Raw genomic sequence first — 16811 nt, 5'->3', positions numbered from 1 at the left:
CGTCGTCGTTGGCTCCCGAAAGGACGGGTGCGCCGTCGCAGCCGGTGAGATGTGCGCCCCGCAAGCTGGCCGCACCTTCCACGGAGCCGCCGCCATGACCCACCGCGACCTTGATGCCCTGCTGCGCCAACTGGTGATCCTGGGCGCGCTGGCGGTGCTGCTGATACCGGCCGCGCGCGGCAGCAGCGCGCTGCTTGGCTGGCTGCCGCTGTGGCTGCTGGGCATGCCGCTGGCGGCGTGGTGGAGCCTGCGCCGCTTCCCGCTGCCGACGCTGGCGTTGCGCCTGCCGCAGCGGCGGCGCGTGCAGGCGCGGCGGCGGCGCGGACACCGTGTGGCGCGCGCGCTGCGGATCGCCCGGCGCGCCTGAACGCGGCGACTTCCTGGCCATGCTGGCGTCGCGGACGCTGTGCTAGCGTTCGGGGCTTTCCAGAACGTCCCGGAGCCCGCCATGTCCCAGTTTTCCAGTGCCTGCCTGATCGCCGGCCTCGCCATCGCCGGTAGCGCGTCGGCCCAGACCGCGCCGAGCGCCGATCCGCACGCCTGGCTGGAGGAGGTGGAGGGCGAGAAGGCGCTGGACTGGGTCAAGGCGCGCAACGCCAAGGCCGAAGCGGAGATCGCCGGCACGCCCGCGTTCAAGACGCTGGAAGCGCAGATCCGCGCCATCCTCGATTCCGACGCCAAGATCCCGGGCGTCGAGAAGATCGGCGACTACTACTACAACTTCTGGAAGGACAAGCAGCACGAGCGCGGCGTCTGGCGTCGCACCACGCTGGCCGAGTACCGCAAGCCGGAGCCGCAGTGGGAAACCGTGCTGGACCTGGACGCGCTGAACAAGGCCGAAAACGCCAAGTGGGTCTGGCATGGCGCCGATTGCCTCAAGCCGAAGTACCAGCGCTGCCTGATCGCGCTGTCGCCGGGCGGATCCGATGCCGACGTGACCCGCGAGTTCGACCTGACCACCAAGCAGTTCGTGCAGGACGGTTTCTTCCGTCCGGAAGCCAAGGGCGGCTTGTCCTGGATCGACGACAACACGGTCTATGTGTTCACCGATTTCGGCCCCGGCACCCTGACCAGCTCGGGTTATCCCAACATCGTCAAGGAATGGAAGCGCGGCACCGCGCTGTCGGCGGCCAAGACCGTGTACGAAGGCAAGCCGGGCGACATGTACATCGCCGCGATGCGCGACCACACTCCCGGCTGGCAGCGCGATTTCGTCAGCCGCACGCTGGCGTTCTACAACGACGAGCTGTACCTGCGGAATGCCGACGGCTCGCTGTCGAAGATTGATGCGCCGAACAGCGCGCAGAAGGGCGTGCACAAGGACTGGTTGCTGCTGGAGCTGCGCGAGCCGTATGAAGCCGGCGGCAAGACCTGGAAGCCCGGCTCGCTGATCGTCATCCGCTTCGATGACTTCATGGCCGGCAAGCGCGACTTCACCGCGCTGTTCGAGCCGACCGAAAACGCCGCGCTGGCCGGTTCCACCTGGACGAAGGACCACCTGGTCCTCAACGTGATGGAGGACGTCAAGAATCGCCTGTCGGTGCTGACGCCGGGCAAGGACGGCTGGGCGAAGTCCGCGTTCGTCGGCGCGCCCGGCATCGGCACGCTGGGCGTGGGCGCGGTCGATGCGGACGACAGCAATGCCGTGTGGCTGACCGCCACCGACTTCCTCACTCCCACCACGCTGTCGATCGCCGAGGTCGGCAAGCAGCCCGAAGTGCTGAAATCCAACCCGGTGTTCTTCGACGGATCGAAGGACGTGATCGAGCAGCACTTCGCCACCAGCAAGGACGGCACCAAGGTGCCCTACTTCCTCGTCCGGCCGAAGGACCTGGCATTCGACGGCAAGGCGCCGACCCTGCTGTACGGCTACGGCGGTTTCGAGATTTCGATGACGCCGGCCTATTCCGGCGGCATCGGCAAGGGCTGGCTGGAGAAGGGCGGCGTGTACGCGCTGGCCAACATCCGCGGCGGCGGCGAGTACGGCCCGCGCTGGCACCAGGCCGCGCTCAAGGCCAACCGCCACAAGGCCTACGAGGACTTCGCGGCGATCGCCGACGACCTGGTGGCGCGCAAGATCACTTCGCCTGCGCACCTGGGCACCATGGGCGGCAGCAACGGCGGCCTGCTGATGGGCAACATGCTCACGCAATATCCGGAGAAGTTCGGCGCCATCGTGGTGCAGGTGCCGCTGCTGGACATGAAGCGCTACAGCCACCTGCTGGCCGGCGCCTCGTGGATGGCCGAGTACGGCAACCCCGACACGGCGGACTGGGAGTTCATCAAGGGCTTTTCGCCCTACCACCTGTTCGACCCGGCCAAGACCTATCCGGCGACCCTGTTCACCACCTCGACCAAGGACGACCGCGTCCATCCCGGCCACGCACGCAAGATGATGGCGCTGATGGAAGCCGCCGGTAAGGACGTGCGCTATTACGAGAACATCGAGGGTGGCCACGGTGGCGCGGCCAACAACGCGCAGGCGGCGCACATGACCGCGCTGGCGTATGCGTTCCTGTGGGAGCAGTTGACGAAATAAGCAGTTCCCCCTTCCCCTGCGTGCAGGGGAGGTCGGGAGGGGGTTGGCGCTTCGCATCGACGCAGCAAGAGCACCCCTCCCCAGCCCTCCCCTGCCCTTGCAGGGGAGGGAGCTTGCACAACGCACACAAGGCCCCCATCCATGAAATCCCACGCACTGATCGCCGGTCTTTTCCTCATGAGCAGCCTTGCCTCCGCCCAGACCCCGCCCACGCCGCCCGATGCGGAGAAAAAGCCGCATGTGGTGAAGGCCCCGTTCGGCGCCGAGCGCCAGGACGAGTACTACTGGCTGCGCGACGACAGCCGCAAGGACGCCGCGATGCTCGGCTACCTCAATGCCGAGAACGCCTACGCCGACGCCGTGCTGGCGCCGACCAGGCCGGTGCAGGACAAGCTCTACGAGGAAATCGTCGCGCGCATCAAGCAGGACGACGCCAGCGTGCCCTACCGCGACCGCGGCTGGTGGTACTACTCGCGCTTCGAGACCGGCAAGGACTACCCGGTGCACGCGCGCCGCAAGGACGCGCCGGGGATCGACGCGCTGTCGATCCAGCAGGCCAATGCGGCCGGTGATTTCGCCGGTGAAGAAGTACTGCTGGACGTCAACCAGCTTGCCGCCGGCAAGGACTACTACAGCGTTGGCGATTACGAAGTGACGCCGGACAACGCCGTGCTGGCCTATGCCGACGACAGCAACGGCCGCCGCCAGTACACCATTCGCTTCCGCAACCTCGCCACCGGGCAGGCCTATCCCGAAGCCATCGCCGGCGTTTCGGCCAATCTGGTCTGGGCCGACGACAACAAGACCCTGTTCTACGTCGAGAACGATCCGGAAACGCTGCTCACGGTGCGGGTCAGGAAGCACGTGCTGGGCACCGACCCGAAGCTGGACCCGGTCGTCTACGAGGAGAAGGACGACAGCTTCTACATGGGCATCGACCGTACCCGCGACGAGCGGTACATCGTGATCGGCATGAGCAGCACGGTGTCCGACGAGCTGCGCTACGCGCCGGCGGCCGACCCGCGCGAGTTCAAGGTGCTGGCACCGCGCGCGCGCGACGTGGAATACGACGCCGACCACTTCGGCGGGCGCTGGGTGATCCGCACCAACGATGGCAAGGCGACCAACTTCAAGCTGGTCACCGCCGCCGACGGCGCGACCTCGCGCAAGGACTGGCAGGACTGGATCGCCCACCGCGACGACGTGCTGGTGGAAGGCTTCGAGCTGTTCGACGGCTTCAGCGCCATCGCCGAGCGCAGCGGCGGGCTGGAGCGCGTGCGCCTGCTCAAGCCCGACGGCGAGGAATACATCAAGGCCGACGAGTCCGCCTATTCGATGGGCTTGGACGTCAACAGCGAGACGGACACCGACTGGGTGCGCTACAGCTACACCTCGATGACCACCCCGGCCACCGTGTACGAGCTGAACGTGAAGACCGGCGAGCGCCGCCTGCTCAAGCGCCAGCCGGTGCTGGGTGGCTATGACCCGGCCAACTACGTCACCGAGCGGCTGTGGGCCACCGCCCGCGACGGCACGAAGATCCCAGTGTCCATCGTCTACCGGAAGGGCTTCGAGAAGAACGGCAAGGCCGCGCTGCTGCAGTACGCCTACGGCAGCTACGGCATGTCGATGGACCCCGGCTTCTCGGTCACCACCGTCAGCCTGCTGGACCGCGGCATGGCCTACGCCATCGCGCATATCCGCGGCGGCCAGGAAATGGGCCGCAGGTGGTACGAAAACGGCAAGCTGCTGCACAAGAAGAACACCTTCACCGACTTCATCGACGTCACCGATTTCCTGGTCAAGGAAGGCTATGCCGCACCCGATCGCGTGGCCGCGCACGGCGGCAGCGCCGGCGGCCTGCTGATGGGCGCGATCGCCAACATGGCACCGGACAAGTATCGGGTGATCCTGTCGCAGGTGCCGTTCGTGGACGTGGTCACCACCATGCTGGACCCCACCATCCCGCTGACCACCAACGAATACGACGAGTGGGGCAACCCGGAGCAGAAGCAGTTCTACGACTACATCGTCACCTACTCGCCCTACGACAACCTGCAGGCCAAGGCCTACCCGGCGATGTTCGTCGGCACCGGGCTGTGGGACTCGCAGGTGCAGTACTGGGAACCGGCCAAGTACGTGGCGCGGCTGCGCGACCTCAACACGTCAAACGAGCCGGTCATCTTCCGCACCAACATGGAAGCCGGCCACGGCGGCAAGTCCGGCCGCTTCCGCCGCTACCGCGAGCAGGCGGAGATGTACGCCTTCATGCTGGAGCGGCTGGGTGTCGAATAATCTCCGCACACCCCTCCCTGGAGCGCCTAGAAAGGCGTGATGTGCCGCATGAACCCGTTACGCCCCATCGCGCCGCTGCGGTGCGCCTTGCGGCAGCAGAGGCGATAGGTCCATGACCCGCTGGCTGTGGGCGCTGCTGGCCTGGACCAGCCTGGCGCTGGGCATCATCGGCGCGTTCCTGCCGGTGATGCCGACGGTGCCTTTCGTGCTGCTTTCGGCGTTCGCCGCCACCCGCGGCTCCGACCGCCTGCGCCGCTGGCTGGTGGAGCATCCGAAGTTCGGCCGCGCCATCCTCGACTGGGAGCAGAACGGCACGGTGTCGCGGCAGGCCAAGCGGCTGGCCATCGGCATGATGTGCGTGTCTTCGGTGTCGATGGCGATCTTCGCCCCGCGCTGGTGGATGGCGGCGATCGGCATCGGCGTGATGGCACTGGTATCGGTGTGGTTGTGGCGGCGCCCGGAGCCGCGACAGTGACGCGGACGCGCGGGTACACTGCGGCGATGACCAAGCGCCTTGTCCTGCTCTCGCTCCTGTCCTGCCTGCTGGCCGCCTGCGGCAACAAGGGCCCGCTGGTGTTGCCCGAACAGCCCGCCGCTGCGCCTGCCGTGGAAACCCCGGCCGAAACCCCGGCCGCGCCCGTGGCGGAACCGCCGGCCAACGCTGACGCCGGCACCCCCGTCAGCCAGCCCTGAGCCGGCCATGCGTTTCAGCAAGATGCACGGCGCCGGCAACGACTTCGTCGTGCTGGACCTGCGCGGCGGCCTGCCCGCACCCACGCCGGCGCAGTGCGCGCGGCTGGGCGACCGTCACTTCGGCGTCGGCTGCGACCAGATCCTGACCATCGAGCCGCCGCGCAGCGCCGGCAGCATCGCCGCCTACCGGATCTGGAATGCCGATGGTTCGGCCTCCGGCCAATGCGGCAACGGCGCGCGCTGCGTCGCCGCCTGGCTGGTGCGAGATGGGGCTGCGCCCGCGGATGCGGGGTTCACCATCGAAAGCCCGGCTGGCGTGCATCCGGTGCAACACGACGGCGAGGGCGGTTTCGTCATCGACATGGGCGCGCCGCGCTTCGCCCCGGCGGCGATCCCGCTGGCCGGCGTCGACGGCGAACACGACGAATACATGCTCGCCCTTGACGGCGAAACCCTGCGCTTCGGCGCGGTGTCCATGGGCAACCCGCATGCGGTGATCGAGGTCGCCGACGCGGCGGCCGCCGATGTCGCCCGCATCGGCCCGGCCGTGCAGGCCAGCGCGATGTTCCCGGCGTCGGCCAACGTCGGTTTCGCCCAGGTGCTGGCGCCGGACCGCATCCGCCTGCGCGTGTTCGAGCGCGGCGTCGGCGAGACGCTGGCTTGCGGCAGCGGCGCCTGCGCGGCGGTGGCGGTACTGGCGCGGCGCGGCCGCGTGCAGGCCGATGCCGAGGTGGCGGTGGAGCTGCCCGGCGGCACCCTGCGCATCCGCCACGATACCGCCGCCAACAGCGTGTTCATGGCCGGCCCGGCCGCATTCGTGTTCGAAGGCAACCTGCTTTCCCAGGAGCAACCGTGACGATGGATTTCAACGACGCCACCGAGAAGCTCGGTGCGCACGAAGTGGCGGCCTGGCTGCGCCGCCACCCGGCCTTCCTGCAGCAATTCCCGGACCTGGCGCTGACCCTGGTGGTGCCGCGCGAGAACGGTCCCACCGCCTCGCTGGCCAGCTACCAGCTGGACATCCTGCGCGAGAAGAACCGCGAGCTGACCAAGCGCCTGCACGAGCTGTTCGCCAATGCGCAGGAAAACGAGCGGCTGGCGGTGCGCACGCACCAGCTCACCCTCGCGCTGCTGAAGCAGGACAGCGCGGCCAGCACCCTGCGCGCGATGGCGGCGGCGCTGGCCGAGGACTTCCACGGCGACCTGGTGCGCATCGTCGGCTTCCGCGCCGTCGACGGGCTGGAAGATGCGGACTGGTTCCAGCACATCGCCGAGGACCACCCGCGGGTGGAAGGCTTCCGCGACATCATCGCCGCCGGCGAGCCGGTCTGCGGCCGCCTGCACCCGGACAAGAACGCGCTGCTGTACGGCGTGCGCGCCGACGAGGTGCAGAGCTCCGCGCTGCTGGCGCTGCCCGGCGTGGGCCTGGTGGCGGTGGGCAGCCGCGACGCCAACCGCTTCTTCCCCGGCATGGGCACGCTGTTCCTGCGCATGATGGGCGAGGCACTGGCGGCCGGACTGCGGCGTTTCGGCTGAGGCCACGCGCAGGCGCTGCGCATGACCACCCGCATCTTCCACAACGGCCACGTCCTTACCGCGCGCGGCTTCGAGCGCGATGCCTGCGTGGTGGTCGAGGACGGCCACGTCGTCGCGCTGCTGCACGGCGAGCCGCCGGCGCGCGGCGAACGCATCGACCTGCAGGGCGGCTGGCTGGTGCCCGGCTTCATCGACGTGCAGGTCAACGGCGGCGGCGGCGTGCTGTTCAACAACGACACCAGCGTCGAAGGCATCGCCGCCATCGGCCGCGCGCATCGCCGCTTCGGCACCACCGGTTTCCTGCCCACCCTGATCAGCGATGACGCCGCGGTGATGCGCCGCGCGATCGAAGCCGCCCGCAGCGCCATCGCCCAGGGCGTGCGCGGCGTGCTCGGCATCCACCTGGAAGGACCGTACCTCGCGCCGGCGCGCAAGGGCACCCACGATGCCGGCAAGTTCCGCGTGCCGGATGCGGCGGAAATCGCGATGGCGGCGTCGCTGGACAACGGCGTCACCGTCATCACGCTGGCGCCGGAATGCGTGCCGATGGAGACGATCCGTGCGCTGGTCGAGCGCGGTGCGATCGTCTGCGCCGGCCACACCGCCGCCAGTTACGAGCAAACCCGCGCCGGCCTCGATGCGGGCATTGCCGGCTTCACCCATCTCTACAACGCGATGACTCCCCTGCAGGGCCGCGAGCCCGGCGTGGTCGGTGCGGCGCTGGAGGATGCCGGCAGCTGGTGCGGGGTGATCGTCGACGGCGTGCACGTGCATCCGGCCAGCCTGAAGGTGGCCATTGCCGCCAAACCGCAGGGCAAGGTGCTGCTGGTGACCGACGCGATGCCGATGGTCGGCGGCGCCACCCCCAGCTTCGACCTCTACGGCGAAACCATCACCGCCGTCGACGGCGTGGTGCGCAATGCCGCCGGCGCGCTGGCCGGCTCCGCGCTGGACATGGCCAGCGCCGTTCGCAATACCGAGCGCCTGCTGGGACTGCCGCTGGACGAAGCCTGCCGGATGGCGTCGCAGTACCCGGCGGAGTTCCTTGGCTTGGGCGGCGAATTGGGGCGGATCGCGCCCGGCTACCGCGCCGACCTGGTGCTGCTGGATGCCGGGGTCAACGTGCAGCGCTGCTGGATCGGCGGCGACGAATGAGCGCTACGCCGCGCCGGCGGTGCGCCCGCCGCGCTGGTTGATCCAGAAGCCGGCCGCGGCCACCAGCAGCACCAGCAGCTGCGCCAGCAGCGTCTGCCAGGTCGGGAACACGCCCAGCCAGTCCACGCGCGGCGCGGCCACCGCGCCCAGTCCGATCCAGCCCGCCTCTTGCAGTGCGGCGACGCCCTTGCCGGCCAGCACCACCGCCAGCACCGCGATCAGCGCCGAGCTCCAGGCGAAGAACTTGCCGATCGGCAGGCGCATGCCCAGCCGCAGCAGGGCCCACGCGATCAGCGCCAGCAGCGCCACCCCGGCCGCCAGCCCGGCGAGGATCGCGCGCGCGGTGTCCGGCGTCCACATCGCGGCATAGAACAGGATGGTTTCGAACACCTCGCGGTACACCGCCACGAACGCCAGCACGAACAGGAACCACAGCGAGCGCCGTCCCAGCGCCGCCGCCATGCGCGCCTGTAGATAGTGCTGCCAGCGTCCGGCCAGACTCTTCTGGTGCATCCAGATGCCCACGCCCAACAGCACCAGCGCCGCGAACAGCGACGACAGGCCTTCGGTCAGCTCGCGGCTGGCGCCGCTGATGTCGACCAGCCAGGTCGCCAGCGCCCAGGTGATGCCGCCGGCCACCAGCGCCAGCGACCAGCCCGCGTGCACCCACGGCAGCGCCTCGCGGCGGCCGCTCTTGCGCAGGAAGGCGATCATGCCGATCACCACCAGCAGCGCTTCCAGTCCTTCGCGCAGCAGGATGGCGAAGCTGCCGAGGAAGGCCGCGGTGACGTCGCCGCGTCCCTCCTGCAGCACCCGGTCGGCGCGGTCGAACAGCAGCGTTGCCTGCGCCGCGTCCTGGCGGATCGCGTCGATGCCGGCCCCCGCGCTGATGTCCGAGCGCAGCTTGCCCATCGCGGTTTCAATCCCGCGCAGCAGCGGGGCATCGCGTGCGGCCAGCAGCGGCTCCACCGGCTCCACCCCATCGAGGTAGGCCGACAGCGCCAGCGCCGCCGCCCGCTTGCGATCGCCGTCGGCATACGCACGCAGGGTGGCCTGCAGCTGGCTGCGCGCGAGCGCCAGCGTGGCCGGCTTGGCGTCGCCTGCCTGCTGCAGCGCCTGCGGCTGCGCGCGCAGGAATGCGGTGATGGCGGCGGCCTGACGGGCATCCAGCACCTGCGTCAACTGCGCCGGGCTGCTGCGCACCAGCGCCTGCAGCGAGGGCAGCGCGGCGTGCAGCCGGCCATCGTCCTGCGCCCACAGCGCTTCGCCCTCGCGGCGGGTGGCGGCGTCGAAGGCCATGCCGCCGACGTGGAACGCCAGCGCCCAGCGCTGCGCCTCGTCCAGCTGCGCATACGCCGGCATCGCGGTGCCGGCCACGCCGCGGCTGATCGCCTCGTACAGCGCCAGCGGGCTGCGCTGGGTCGCCCGCGCCATGTCGGTGAAATCGATCGGCGCCGGCACCATGCCGACGGCGGCCGGGCCGTCGCCGCGCCCGCTGGCGCCGTGGCAGCCGGCGCACTGCGCGGCATACAGGCTGGCCGCGGAGGCGGGCTCCGGCGTCGGCATCGCCGTGCTGCCGTCCCCGTAGGCCGCCAGCAACCCGTCAGCCAGCGCATGCGCAGCCTGCGCGACCTGCGCCGCATCGGCCCGGCGCTGCACCAGCGCGATCAGCCCATCCGCCTGCGCCAGCAGCACACCGCGCCGAGGATTGTCCGCCAGCGCGCCGATGCGTTCGCGCGCGGTGGTGGAGAACTCGCGCATTTCCGCGTATTCGCCGTCACTGACCACCTTGCCATCGGCCACCGCGCCGCCGTAGTCCACCGCGATGTAATCCAGCAGCTGCCAGGCCTGGCGCACGTCGGCATCCCCCGGCTGCGCGGCCGCGGCTGCAGCCGACAGCAGCAGTACCAACAGGCAGGTGAACCAGCGGGCCAGCATCGCGATATCCCGGTCAAGCGAGGCGGACAGTGTATCCCTAATTCGCGAATGAGAATCAAAATCAAACAATGCCATGGCAAAACCCCGGCCTTGCTGCGCTGGTAAAATCCCGAGTCTTTGCTCGAACGCCGCCCAAGCCGCGGCGTTCTGTCGTTTCCGGAGTCCGCCATGACCAGCACCGCCGAACTGTCCTCGCCCGAATCCGCCAAGTCGCTGCTGACGCACGACGTGCTGGACACCGACTACACGCTGGAGGACAAATACCGCCGCACCCAGGGCCGGATCTACCTGTCGGGCGTGCAGGCGCTGGTGCGGCTGCCGCTGGTGCAGAAGCTGCGCGACGAGCGCGCCGGGCTGAACACCGCCGGCTTCGTTTCCGGCTATCGCGGCAGCCCGCTGGGCGGCTTCGATCTGGAACTGTGGCGGGCCAAGAAGTACCTGGAGGGCGCGTCGGTGAAGTTCACCCCCGGCCTCAACGAGGACCTCGGCGCCACCATGGTCTGGGGCACCCAGCAGCCGGGCCTGTTCCCGGGCGCGAAGCACGATGGCGTGTTCGCCATGTGGTACGGCAAGGGCCCGGGCGTGGACCGCTGCGGCGATGTGTTCAAGCACGCCAACGCCGCCGGCACCTCCGCCCACGGCGGCGTGCTGGCGCTGGCCGCCGACGACCACGCCTGCCGCAGCTCCACCCTGCCGCACGGCAGCGAGGACGAATTCGTCAGCGCGATGATGCCGGTGCTCAACCCGGCCGGCGTGCAGGACATCCTCGACATGGGCGTGCTGGGCTGGGCGATGAGCCGCTACACCGGGCGCTGGGTGGGCTTCAAGACGATCGCCGAGACGGTGGAATCCTCCGCCTCGGTCGACGTCGATCCGCATGCGCTGCAAATCGTGCTGCCGGGCGACGACGATTTCGAAATGCCCGCCGGTGGCCTCGGCATCCGCTGGCCGGATCCGCCGATGGAGCAGGAGATGCGCCTGCACCGCTACGCGGTGAAGGCCGCGCAGGCGTTCGCGCGCGCCAACAGGCTCGACCGGGTGGTGATCGATTCGCCGAAGGCGCGGCTGGGCATCGTCACCACCGGCAAGTCCTACCTCGACGTGCTGCAGGCGCTGGAATACCTGGGCCTCGACGAGGCCGCCTGCTTTGAGCTCGGCATCCGCGTCTACAAGGTGGCGATGACCTGGCCGCTGGAGCCGGTCGGGATCGAACGCTTCGCGCGCGGGCTGGAAGACATCCTCGTGGTCGAGGAGAAGAAGGCTTTCATCGAGCGCCAGATGAAGGAGCAGTTCTACAACTGGCCGGACAGCTGGGGCGCCAGGCCGTCCATCGTCGGCAAGTACGACGAGGCCGGCAACTGGATCCTGCCGTCCACCGGCGAGCTGACCCCGGCCACCATCGCCGGCGTGATCGGCCGCCGCCTGCAGCGCTTCCACCAGAGCGAACGCATCGACGCGGTGCTGGCGTGGATGGCGCAGAAGGAAGGCGAGCTGGCGCTGCCGCGCGCCAATTTCCCGCGCGTGCCGCACTACTGCAGCGGCTGCCCGCACAACACCTCCACCAAGGTGCCGGAGGGCTCGCGCGCACAGGGCGGCATCGGCTGCCACTACATGGTGACGTGGATGGACCGCAGCACCGACACCTTCACCCACATGGGCGGCGAAGGCGTGACGTGGGCGGGGCAGGCGCCGTTCACCGACACCGCGCACATCTTCCAGAACCTCGGCGACGGCACCTATTTCCACAGCGGCTCGCTGGCGATCCGCCAGGCCATCGCGGCCGGCGTCAACATCACCTACAAGATCCTCTACAACGACGCGGTGGCGATGACCGGCGGGCAGCCGGTGGACGGCACCCTGACCGTGCCGCAAATCGCCCACCAGATGCGCGCCGAGGGGGTGCAGACCATCGCCCTCGTCAGCGACGACATCGACAAGTGGACCGACCCGTCGATCTTCCCGGCCGGCGTGAGTTTCCACGATCGCCGCGAGCTGGACGCGGTGCAGAAGATGCTGCGCGAGGTGAAGGGCACGTCCATCCTGATCTTTGACCAGACCTGCGCCACCGAGAAGCGCCGCCGCCGCAAGCGCGGCAAGCTGGTCGATCCGCAAAAACGCGTCATGGTGAATTCACTGGTCTGCGAAGGCTGCGGCGACTGCGGCGCCAAGAGCTTCTGCGTGTCGGTGACGCCGAAGGAAACCGAATACGGCCGCAAGCGCGCGATCAACCAGAGCGACTGCAACAAGGACTTCAGCTGCGTCGAAGGCTTCTGCCCCAGCTTCGTGACCGTGCACGGCGGCAAGGTGCGCAAGGGCAAGAAGGTCGACGCCGCCAGCCTGCTGGCCAACCTGCCCGCGCCCGCCGCGCGCACCGACCTGTCCCAGCCCTGGAACATCCTCATCACCGGCGTCGGCGGCACCGGCGTGGTGACCATCGGTGCGCTGCTGGGCATGGCCGGGCATCTGGAAGGCAAGGGCGCGACGGTGCTCGACCAGACCGGGCTGGCGCAGAAGGGCGGCGCCGTCACCACCCACATCCGCATCGCCCGGACGCCGGCCGACATCCACGCCGTGCGCATCGCCGCCGGCGAGGCCGACCTGGTGCTGGGCTGCGACATGGTGGTGGTCAACGACTACTGGGTGCTGTCCAAGATCCGCCCCGAGCGCAGCACCGTGGTGGTCAACACCTACGAGGCGATGCCGGGCACCTTCACCACCCGCCCGGACATGCAGTTCCCCGCCGCCGACATCGTCAAGGCGATCGCCACCGCGCTGGGCGGACAGGCACCGCTGCAGATCGACGCCACCCAGATCGCCACCGCGCTGATCGGCGATGCCATCGCCGCCAACCTGTTCATCCTCGGCTATGCGTGGCAGCAGGGGCTGGTGCCGATTTCGCACGAGGCGCTGATGCGCGCCATCGAGCTCAACGGCGCCGCCATCGAGATGAACAAGACCGCGTTCGCCTGGGGTCGCCTGGCGGTGGTGGACCTGGCCGCGGTGGTCGAGGCCGCCGGCATCGTGCGCAACGCGCCTACCAAGGCCGAAGCCACCGCGCATGCGCTGCCGATGCTCGGCGCCACGCCGAACGAAGGCAGCGAATCCGGGCTGATGCCGCAGGCGGCAACGCTGCGCAACGAAGATGCGCTGCGCCACGTGCCGGCCAGCGGCGATGCCGGCAGCGTCTTCGCGCCGCTGGACGACGCGCGCCTGTCGCGTTCGCTGGACGAGGTGATCGCGCGCCGCGTCGCTTTCCTCACCAGCTACCAGAGCGCCGGTTATGCCAAGCGCTATGTCGATTTCGTCAACAAGGTGCGCGCCGCCGAAACCGCGAAGGCGCCGGGCAGCAGCGACCTGTCCGAAGCCGTGGCCCGCTACTTCTTCAAGCTGATGGCCTACAAGGACGAATACGAAGTGGCGCGGCTGTACACCAGCGGCGATTTCCGCAAGCAGCTGGAGGCGCAGTTCGAGGGCGACTTCAAGCTGAAGTTCCACCTCGCGCCGCCGCTGCTGGCGAAAAAGAACGCGCAGGGCCAGCTGGTGAAAAAGGAATACGGCGCCTGGGTGTTCACCGCGTTCCGCGTGCTGGCCAGGTTCAAGGGCCTGCGCGGCACCCCGCTGGACGTGTTCGGCTACACCGCCGAGCGTCGCGGCGAGCGCGCGCTGATCGGCGAGTACCAGAAGACCGTGAGCGCGCTGCTGGACAGGCTGGACGCCGGCAACGTCGACCTCGCCGCCGAGATCGCCAGCGTGCCGGAACACATCCGCGGCTTCGGCCACGTCAAGGAAGCGCACCTGCACAAGGCCCGCGCCCAGCTGGCGCGGCTGCTCAAGGAGTGGGACAACCCGCTGCGGATCGTTCAGGCGGCGTGAGCCGGCGGCTTGCTGCCCGGATGCGAATCCGGGCGGCGGCAGCGTGCCGACAGGCGGTATCCGCCGCATGCGGAAACGTGGCTGGCGTCACGGCGGTGCAAGGATTCGCGGTGCTAGCGTGATCCCGGGTCAACTTCCGGGACACCTCGATGCGCACCCATGTCCACGCCCTGCTGCTTGCATTGCTTGCCCTGTTGTCCGCCCCGGCGTTGCACGCCGCCGAGCGCGCGGTCTGGGTCTGGGAGGATGCCAGCAACGGTTGGCTGGACGACCCCGCATACGCCGGCGACGCCATCGCCTTCCTGCGCGGACGCGGCATTTCCACCGTGTACCTCTACGTGGAGCCCTACCCGGCCAGCAACCGGCTGGCGAACGACCCGGCTGCATACCGCGTGCTGCTGTCGCGCCTGCGGGCCAACGGCATCCATCCGCACGCGCTGCTGGGGTCCGGCCACCTCAACAGTGATGCCTACACCGCGGCGCAGCGGCGCGCGATCGCGGAGGCGCAGTTCCAGGGCGTGCTGGACTACAACGCCAGCGCGCTGCCGGCGGAGCGTTTCGAGGGCGTGAGTCTGGACATCGAGCCGCATCTGCTGAATGCGTGGTCAAGCCAGAAGACCAAGCTGCTGACGCAATTCCTCGACCTCGGCCGCAGCCTGATGGACATGAAGCGACGTTCCGGGCAATCGGCGCTGCAGGTCGGCCCGGCGATTCCGTTCTGGTACGACGGCCTGCGGGTGAAGTGGAACCGGCGCACCCAGTACATGCACGAACACGTGCTGGACGTGTTCGACCACGCGGTGCTGATGGACTACCGCGACCGCGCCGACGGCAGCGACGGGATCATCGCCCACGCGCGCGCGGAGATCGACGCGGCGGCGCTGCGCGGCAAGCGCGTGGTGATCGGGGTGGAGACCGCTCCCAACGAGATCGACAAGGTGACGTTCTTCGACAACACCGACGCGCAGCTGGAACAGGCGCTGGCGCAGACTGCCGGCGCCTACGCCGGGCACGCCGGCTTCGGCGGGTTCGCGGTGCACCACTTCGAGTCGTACGTGGAGTGGCTCGCCGCGCAGTAGCCCCCAAGTGGGCGGAGCAGCGTTGATCGGCGCGTACCAGAAGACCGTCAGCGCGCTGCTGGACAGGCGGGGCGCCGGCAACGTGGACCTGGCCCCCGAGATCGCCGGCGTGCCGGAACACAACCGCGGCTTCGGCCACGTCAAGGAGCCGCACCAGCACAAGGCCCGCGCCCAGCTTGCGCGGCTGCTCAAGGAGTGGCTGCGGATCGTGCGGGGGATGTAAATCAATTCGAATATCTATTCAAGGATTGAGCGTGATTCCTGCATAACACATTTGAAAACAGATAGCTAAGCGACTATTGGCTTGACTATCCATTCAAATATCTATGCAATCGATGCATGGCCGACGCCCGTCAAGCCGCGCTGGAAACCCTGCTTCGCCGCGACGGCCCGCTGCCGGCCGCCACGTTGGCACAGGCGTTGGGTGTCAGCCAGCCCACCATCTCGCGCCTGCTGGGAAGCGCCGGTGAGCGCATCGTCCGCATCGGCCGCGCCCGCGCCAGCCGCTATGCCCTGGCGCGCGAGATCGCGCGGGCGGGACTGCGTTGGCCGCTGCATCGCATCCGGCCCGACGGGCAGCCGGAAACGCTGGGTGAACTGCGGGCGCTGCATGGTGACGGCTTCCACTTTGCGCCTGCGCGGCCGCTGCATGGCTTTGCCGATGGGCTGTTCCCCGGCCTGCCCTGGTTTCTCGATGACCAGCGTCCGCAGGGTTTCCTGGGCCGTGCTTTCGCACGCCGCGTCGCCATCGACATCGGCGCCCCGGACGACCTGGCTCGCTGGCGCGCCGACGATGTGGTGCTGGCCTTGCTGCGCCATGGCGATGACGCGCCTGGCGACCTGGTGCTGGGGGACGCCGCGCTGCTGCGCGCACTGCGGGCCACGCTGGCGACGGAGGCCATCGCCATGTCCGAGCGCCCAGCGCGCTATCCAGCGTTGGCGGAAGCCGCGCTGAGCGGCCAGGACGTCGGCTCCTCGGCTGGCGGCGAACAGCCCAAGTTCACCGCGCTGCTGCGCGGCGACGCCGGGCATCGAGCGGTGATCGTGAAGTTCAGCGAACGCCGCGGCACGCCGGCGGCGCAGCGCTGGGCCGACCTCCTGCGCTGCGAACACCTTGCCGGCGAGGTGCTGCGCGCGCACGCCATCCCGGCGGCGGAAAGCGAGCTGCTCGAAGCCGACGGACGGGTGTTCCTGCAATCCACCCGCTTCGACCGCACGCCTGCGCTTGGGCGTCACGGGCTGGTATCGCTGGCTGCGCTGGATGCCGCGCATTACGGCCATGGCCGCATCGATTGGTGGCGGTTCGCGCCGCAGCTGCAGCGCGACGGCTGGCTGGACGCGAACGATGCGCGCAGGCTTGCCCTGCTGGGCTGGTTCGGGAGCCTGATCGGCAACAGCGACATGCATCTTGGCAATGCCAGCCTGCTGCTGGCCGACACCCGTCCGCTGACGCTGGCACCCAGCTACGACATGCTGCCGATGGCGCTGCGCCCGGCAGCCAGCGGCGAGGTGGTGGCACGCGTGCTTGACCTGCCGCTGCCGGTGCCCGAACAGCAAACGCCGTGGCGGGAAGCCGCGCAGATGGCGCTGGTGTTCTGGCAGCGCGCCGCCGCGGACGCCGGCCTCTCCGGCGAGATCAGGCACATCGCCGAAACGCAGGCGCGCAGGCTGGAAGCCGCCCGCGCGCGTTTCGGCTGAGGCGC

General features: G+C 69.3%; 13 protein-coding genes. 12 read left to right on the top strand and 1 reads right to left on the bottom strand.

Annotated features, from left to right (window positions below; translation table 11 throughout):
• Positions 1–94: 94 nt before the first annotated feature.
• The 8 genes from E5S66_RS01140 (at position 95) to nagA (ending at position 8218) form a co-directional block, all read left to right on the top strand.
• Complete coding sequence (locus E5S66_RS01140) at positions 95–367, top strand: hypothetical protein (RefSeq protein ID WP_138346797.1); 273 nt, start codon at positions 95–97, stop codon at positions 365–367.
• A gap of 81 nt (positions 368–448) precedes the next feature.
• Positions 449–2539: a prolyl oligopeptidase family serine peptidase gene (locus E5S66_RS01135; protein WP_138346795.1), complete on the top strand. Its 2091-nt coding sequence runs from the start codon at positions 449–451 to the stop codon at positions 2537–2539.
• 141 nt (positions 2540–2680) lie between these two features.
• Positions 2681–4834 (top strand): S9 family peptidase, encoded by a 2154-nt coding sequence (locus E5S66_RS01130; RefSeq protein WP_138346793.1) that lies wholly within the window; start codon positions 2681–2683, stop codon positions 4832–4834.
• Positions 4835–4946: 112 nt separating this feature from the next.
• A complete protein-coding gene (locus E5S66_RS01125; protein WP_138346791.1) occupies positions 4947–5309 on the top strand; it encodes a YbaN family protein in 363 nt (120 codons plus the stop codon).
• 26 nt (positions 5310–5335) lie between these two features.
• The gene (gene lptM / locus E5S66_RS01120) at positions 5336–5527 is read left to right on the top strand and encodes an LPS translocon maturation chaperone LptM (RefSeq protein ID WP_138346789.1); all 192 of its coding nucleotides are present in this window, start codon (positions 5336–5338) and stop codon (positions 5525–5527) included.
• 7 nt (positions 5528–5534) lie between these two features.
• Complete coding sequence (gene dapF, locus E5S66_RS01115) at positions 5535–6383, top strand: diaminopimelate epimerase (RefSeq protein WP_138346787.1); 849 nt, start codon at positions 5535–5537, stop codon at positions 6381–6383.
• A 2-nt stretch (positions 6384–6385) separates the two neighbouring features.
• Positions 6386–7063 carry a DUF484 family protein gene (locus E5S66_RS01110; RefSeq protein ID WP_138347773.1) on the top strand — a complete coding sequence of 226 codons (678 nt, stop codon included), beginning with the start codon at positions 6386–6388 and terminating at the stop codon, positions 7061–7063.
• Between the two features lie 21 nt (positions 7064–7084).
• On the top strand, positions 7085–8218 hold the full coding sequence (gene nagA, locus E5S66_RS01105; RefSeq protein WP_138346785.1) for an N-acetylglucosamine-6-phosphate deacetylase: 1134 nt from the start codon (positions 7085–7087) through the stop codon (positions 8216–8218).
• A gap of 3 nt (positions 8219–8221) precedes the next feature.
• Here nagA and E5S66_RS01100 read toward each other — a convergent pair whose 3' ends face one another.
• Positions 8222–10156, bottom strand: a complete 1935-nt coding sequence (locus E5S66_RS01100; protein WP_138346783.1) for a cytochrome c/FTR1 family iron permease — start codon at positions 10154–10156, stop codon at positions 8222–8224.
• 228 nt (positions 10157–10384) lie between these two features.
• Here E5S66_RS01100 and E5S66_RS01095 point away from each other — a divergent pair, with 228 nt between their 5' ends.
• The 4 genes from E5S66_RS01095 to yjjJ all read left to right on the top strand — a co-directional run bounded on the left by E5S66_RS01095 (position 10385) and on the right by yjjJ (position 16806).
• Positions 10385–14029: an indolepyruvate ferredoxin oxidoreductase family protein gene (locus E5S66_RS01095; protein ID WP_425472156.1), complete on the top strand. Its 3645-nt coding sequence runs from the start codon at positions 10385–10387 to the stop codon at positions 14027–14029.
• Positions 14030–14178: 149 nt separating this feature from the next.
• The gene (locus E5S66_RS01090; protein WP_138346779.1) at positions 14179–15108 is read left to right on the top strand and encodes a hypothetical protein; all 930 of its coding nucleotides are present in this window, start codon (positions 14179–14181) and stop codon (positions 15106–15108) included.
• Between the two features lie 22 nt (positions 15109–15130).
• A complete protein-coding gene (locus tag E5S66_RS01085) occupies positions 15131–15331 on the top strand; it encodes a DUF6537 domain-containing protein (RefSeq protein ID WP_138346777.1) in 201 nt (66 codons plus the stop codon).
• Between the two features lie 116 nt (positions 15332–15447).
• On the top strand, positions 15448–16806 hold the full coding sequence (yjjJ, locus tag E5S66_RS01080; RefSeq protein ID WP_138346776.1) for a type II toxin-antitoxin system HipA family toxin YjjJ: 1359 nt from the start codon (positions 15448–15450) through the stop codon (positions 16804–16806).
• Positions 16807–16811 lie beyond the last annotated feature (5 nt).

The organism is Thermomonas fusca, from assembly GCF_005862345.1.
GTDB classification, from domain to species: Bacteria; Pseudomonadota; Gammaproteobacteria; order Xanthomonadales; family Xanthomonadaceae; genus Thermomonas; species Thermomonas fusca.
This window is presented reverse-complemented; position numbering and strand designations above follow the sequence as displayed.

Coding starts and splice junctions, on each gene's coding strand:
- E5S66_RS01125 (WP_138346791.1), top strand. CDS start 4,947: ATGACCCGCTGGCTGTGGGCGCTGCTGGCCTGGACCAGCCTGGCGCTG.
- nagA (WP_138346785.1), top strand. CDS start 7,085: ATGACCACCCGCATCTTCCACAACGGCCACGTCCTTACCGCGCGCGGC.
- E5S66_RS01090 (WP_138346779.1), top strand. CDS start 14,179: ATGCGCACCCATGTCCACGCCCTGCTGCTTGCATTGCTTGCCCTGTTG.
- yjjJ (WP_138346776.1), top strand. CDS start 15,448: ATGGCCGACGCCCGTCAAGCCGCGCTGGAAACCCTGCTTCGCCGCGAC.
- E5S66_RS01130 (WP_138346793.1), top strand. CDS start 2,681: ATGAAATCCCACGCACTGATCGCCGGTCTTTTCCTCATGAGCAGCCTT.
- E5S66_RS01110 (WP_138347773.1), top strand. CDS start 6,386: ATGGATTTCAACGACGCCACCGAGAAGCTCGGTGCGCACGAAGTGGCG.
- E5S66_RS01100 (WP_138346783.1), bottom strand. CDS start 10,156: ATGCTGGCCCGCTGGTTCACCTGCCTGTTGGTACTGCTGCTGTCGGCT.
- dapF (WP_138346787.1), top strand. CDS start 5,535: ATGCGTTTCAGCAAGATGCACGGCGCCGGCAACGACTTCGTCGTGCTG.
- lptM (WP_138346789.1), top strand. CDS start 5,336: ATGACCAAGCGCCTTGTCCTGCTCTCGCTCCTGTCCTGCCTGCTGGCC.
- E5S66_RS01140 (WP_138346797.1), top strand. CDS start 95: ATGACCCACCGCGACCTTGATGCCCTGCTGCGCCAACTGGTGATCCTG.
- E5S66_RS01135 (WP_138346795.1), top strand. CDS start 449: ATGTCCCAGTTTTCCAGTGCCTGCCTGATCGCCGGCCTCGCCATCGCC.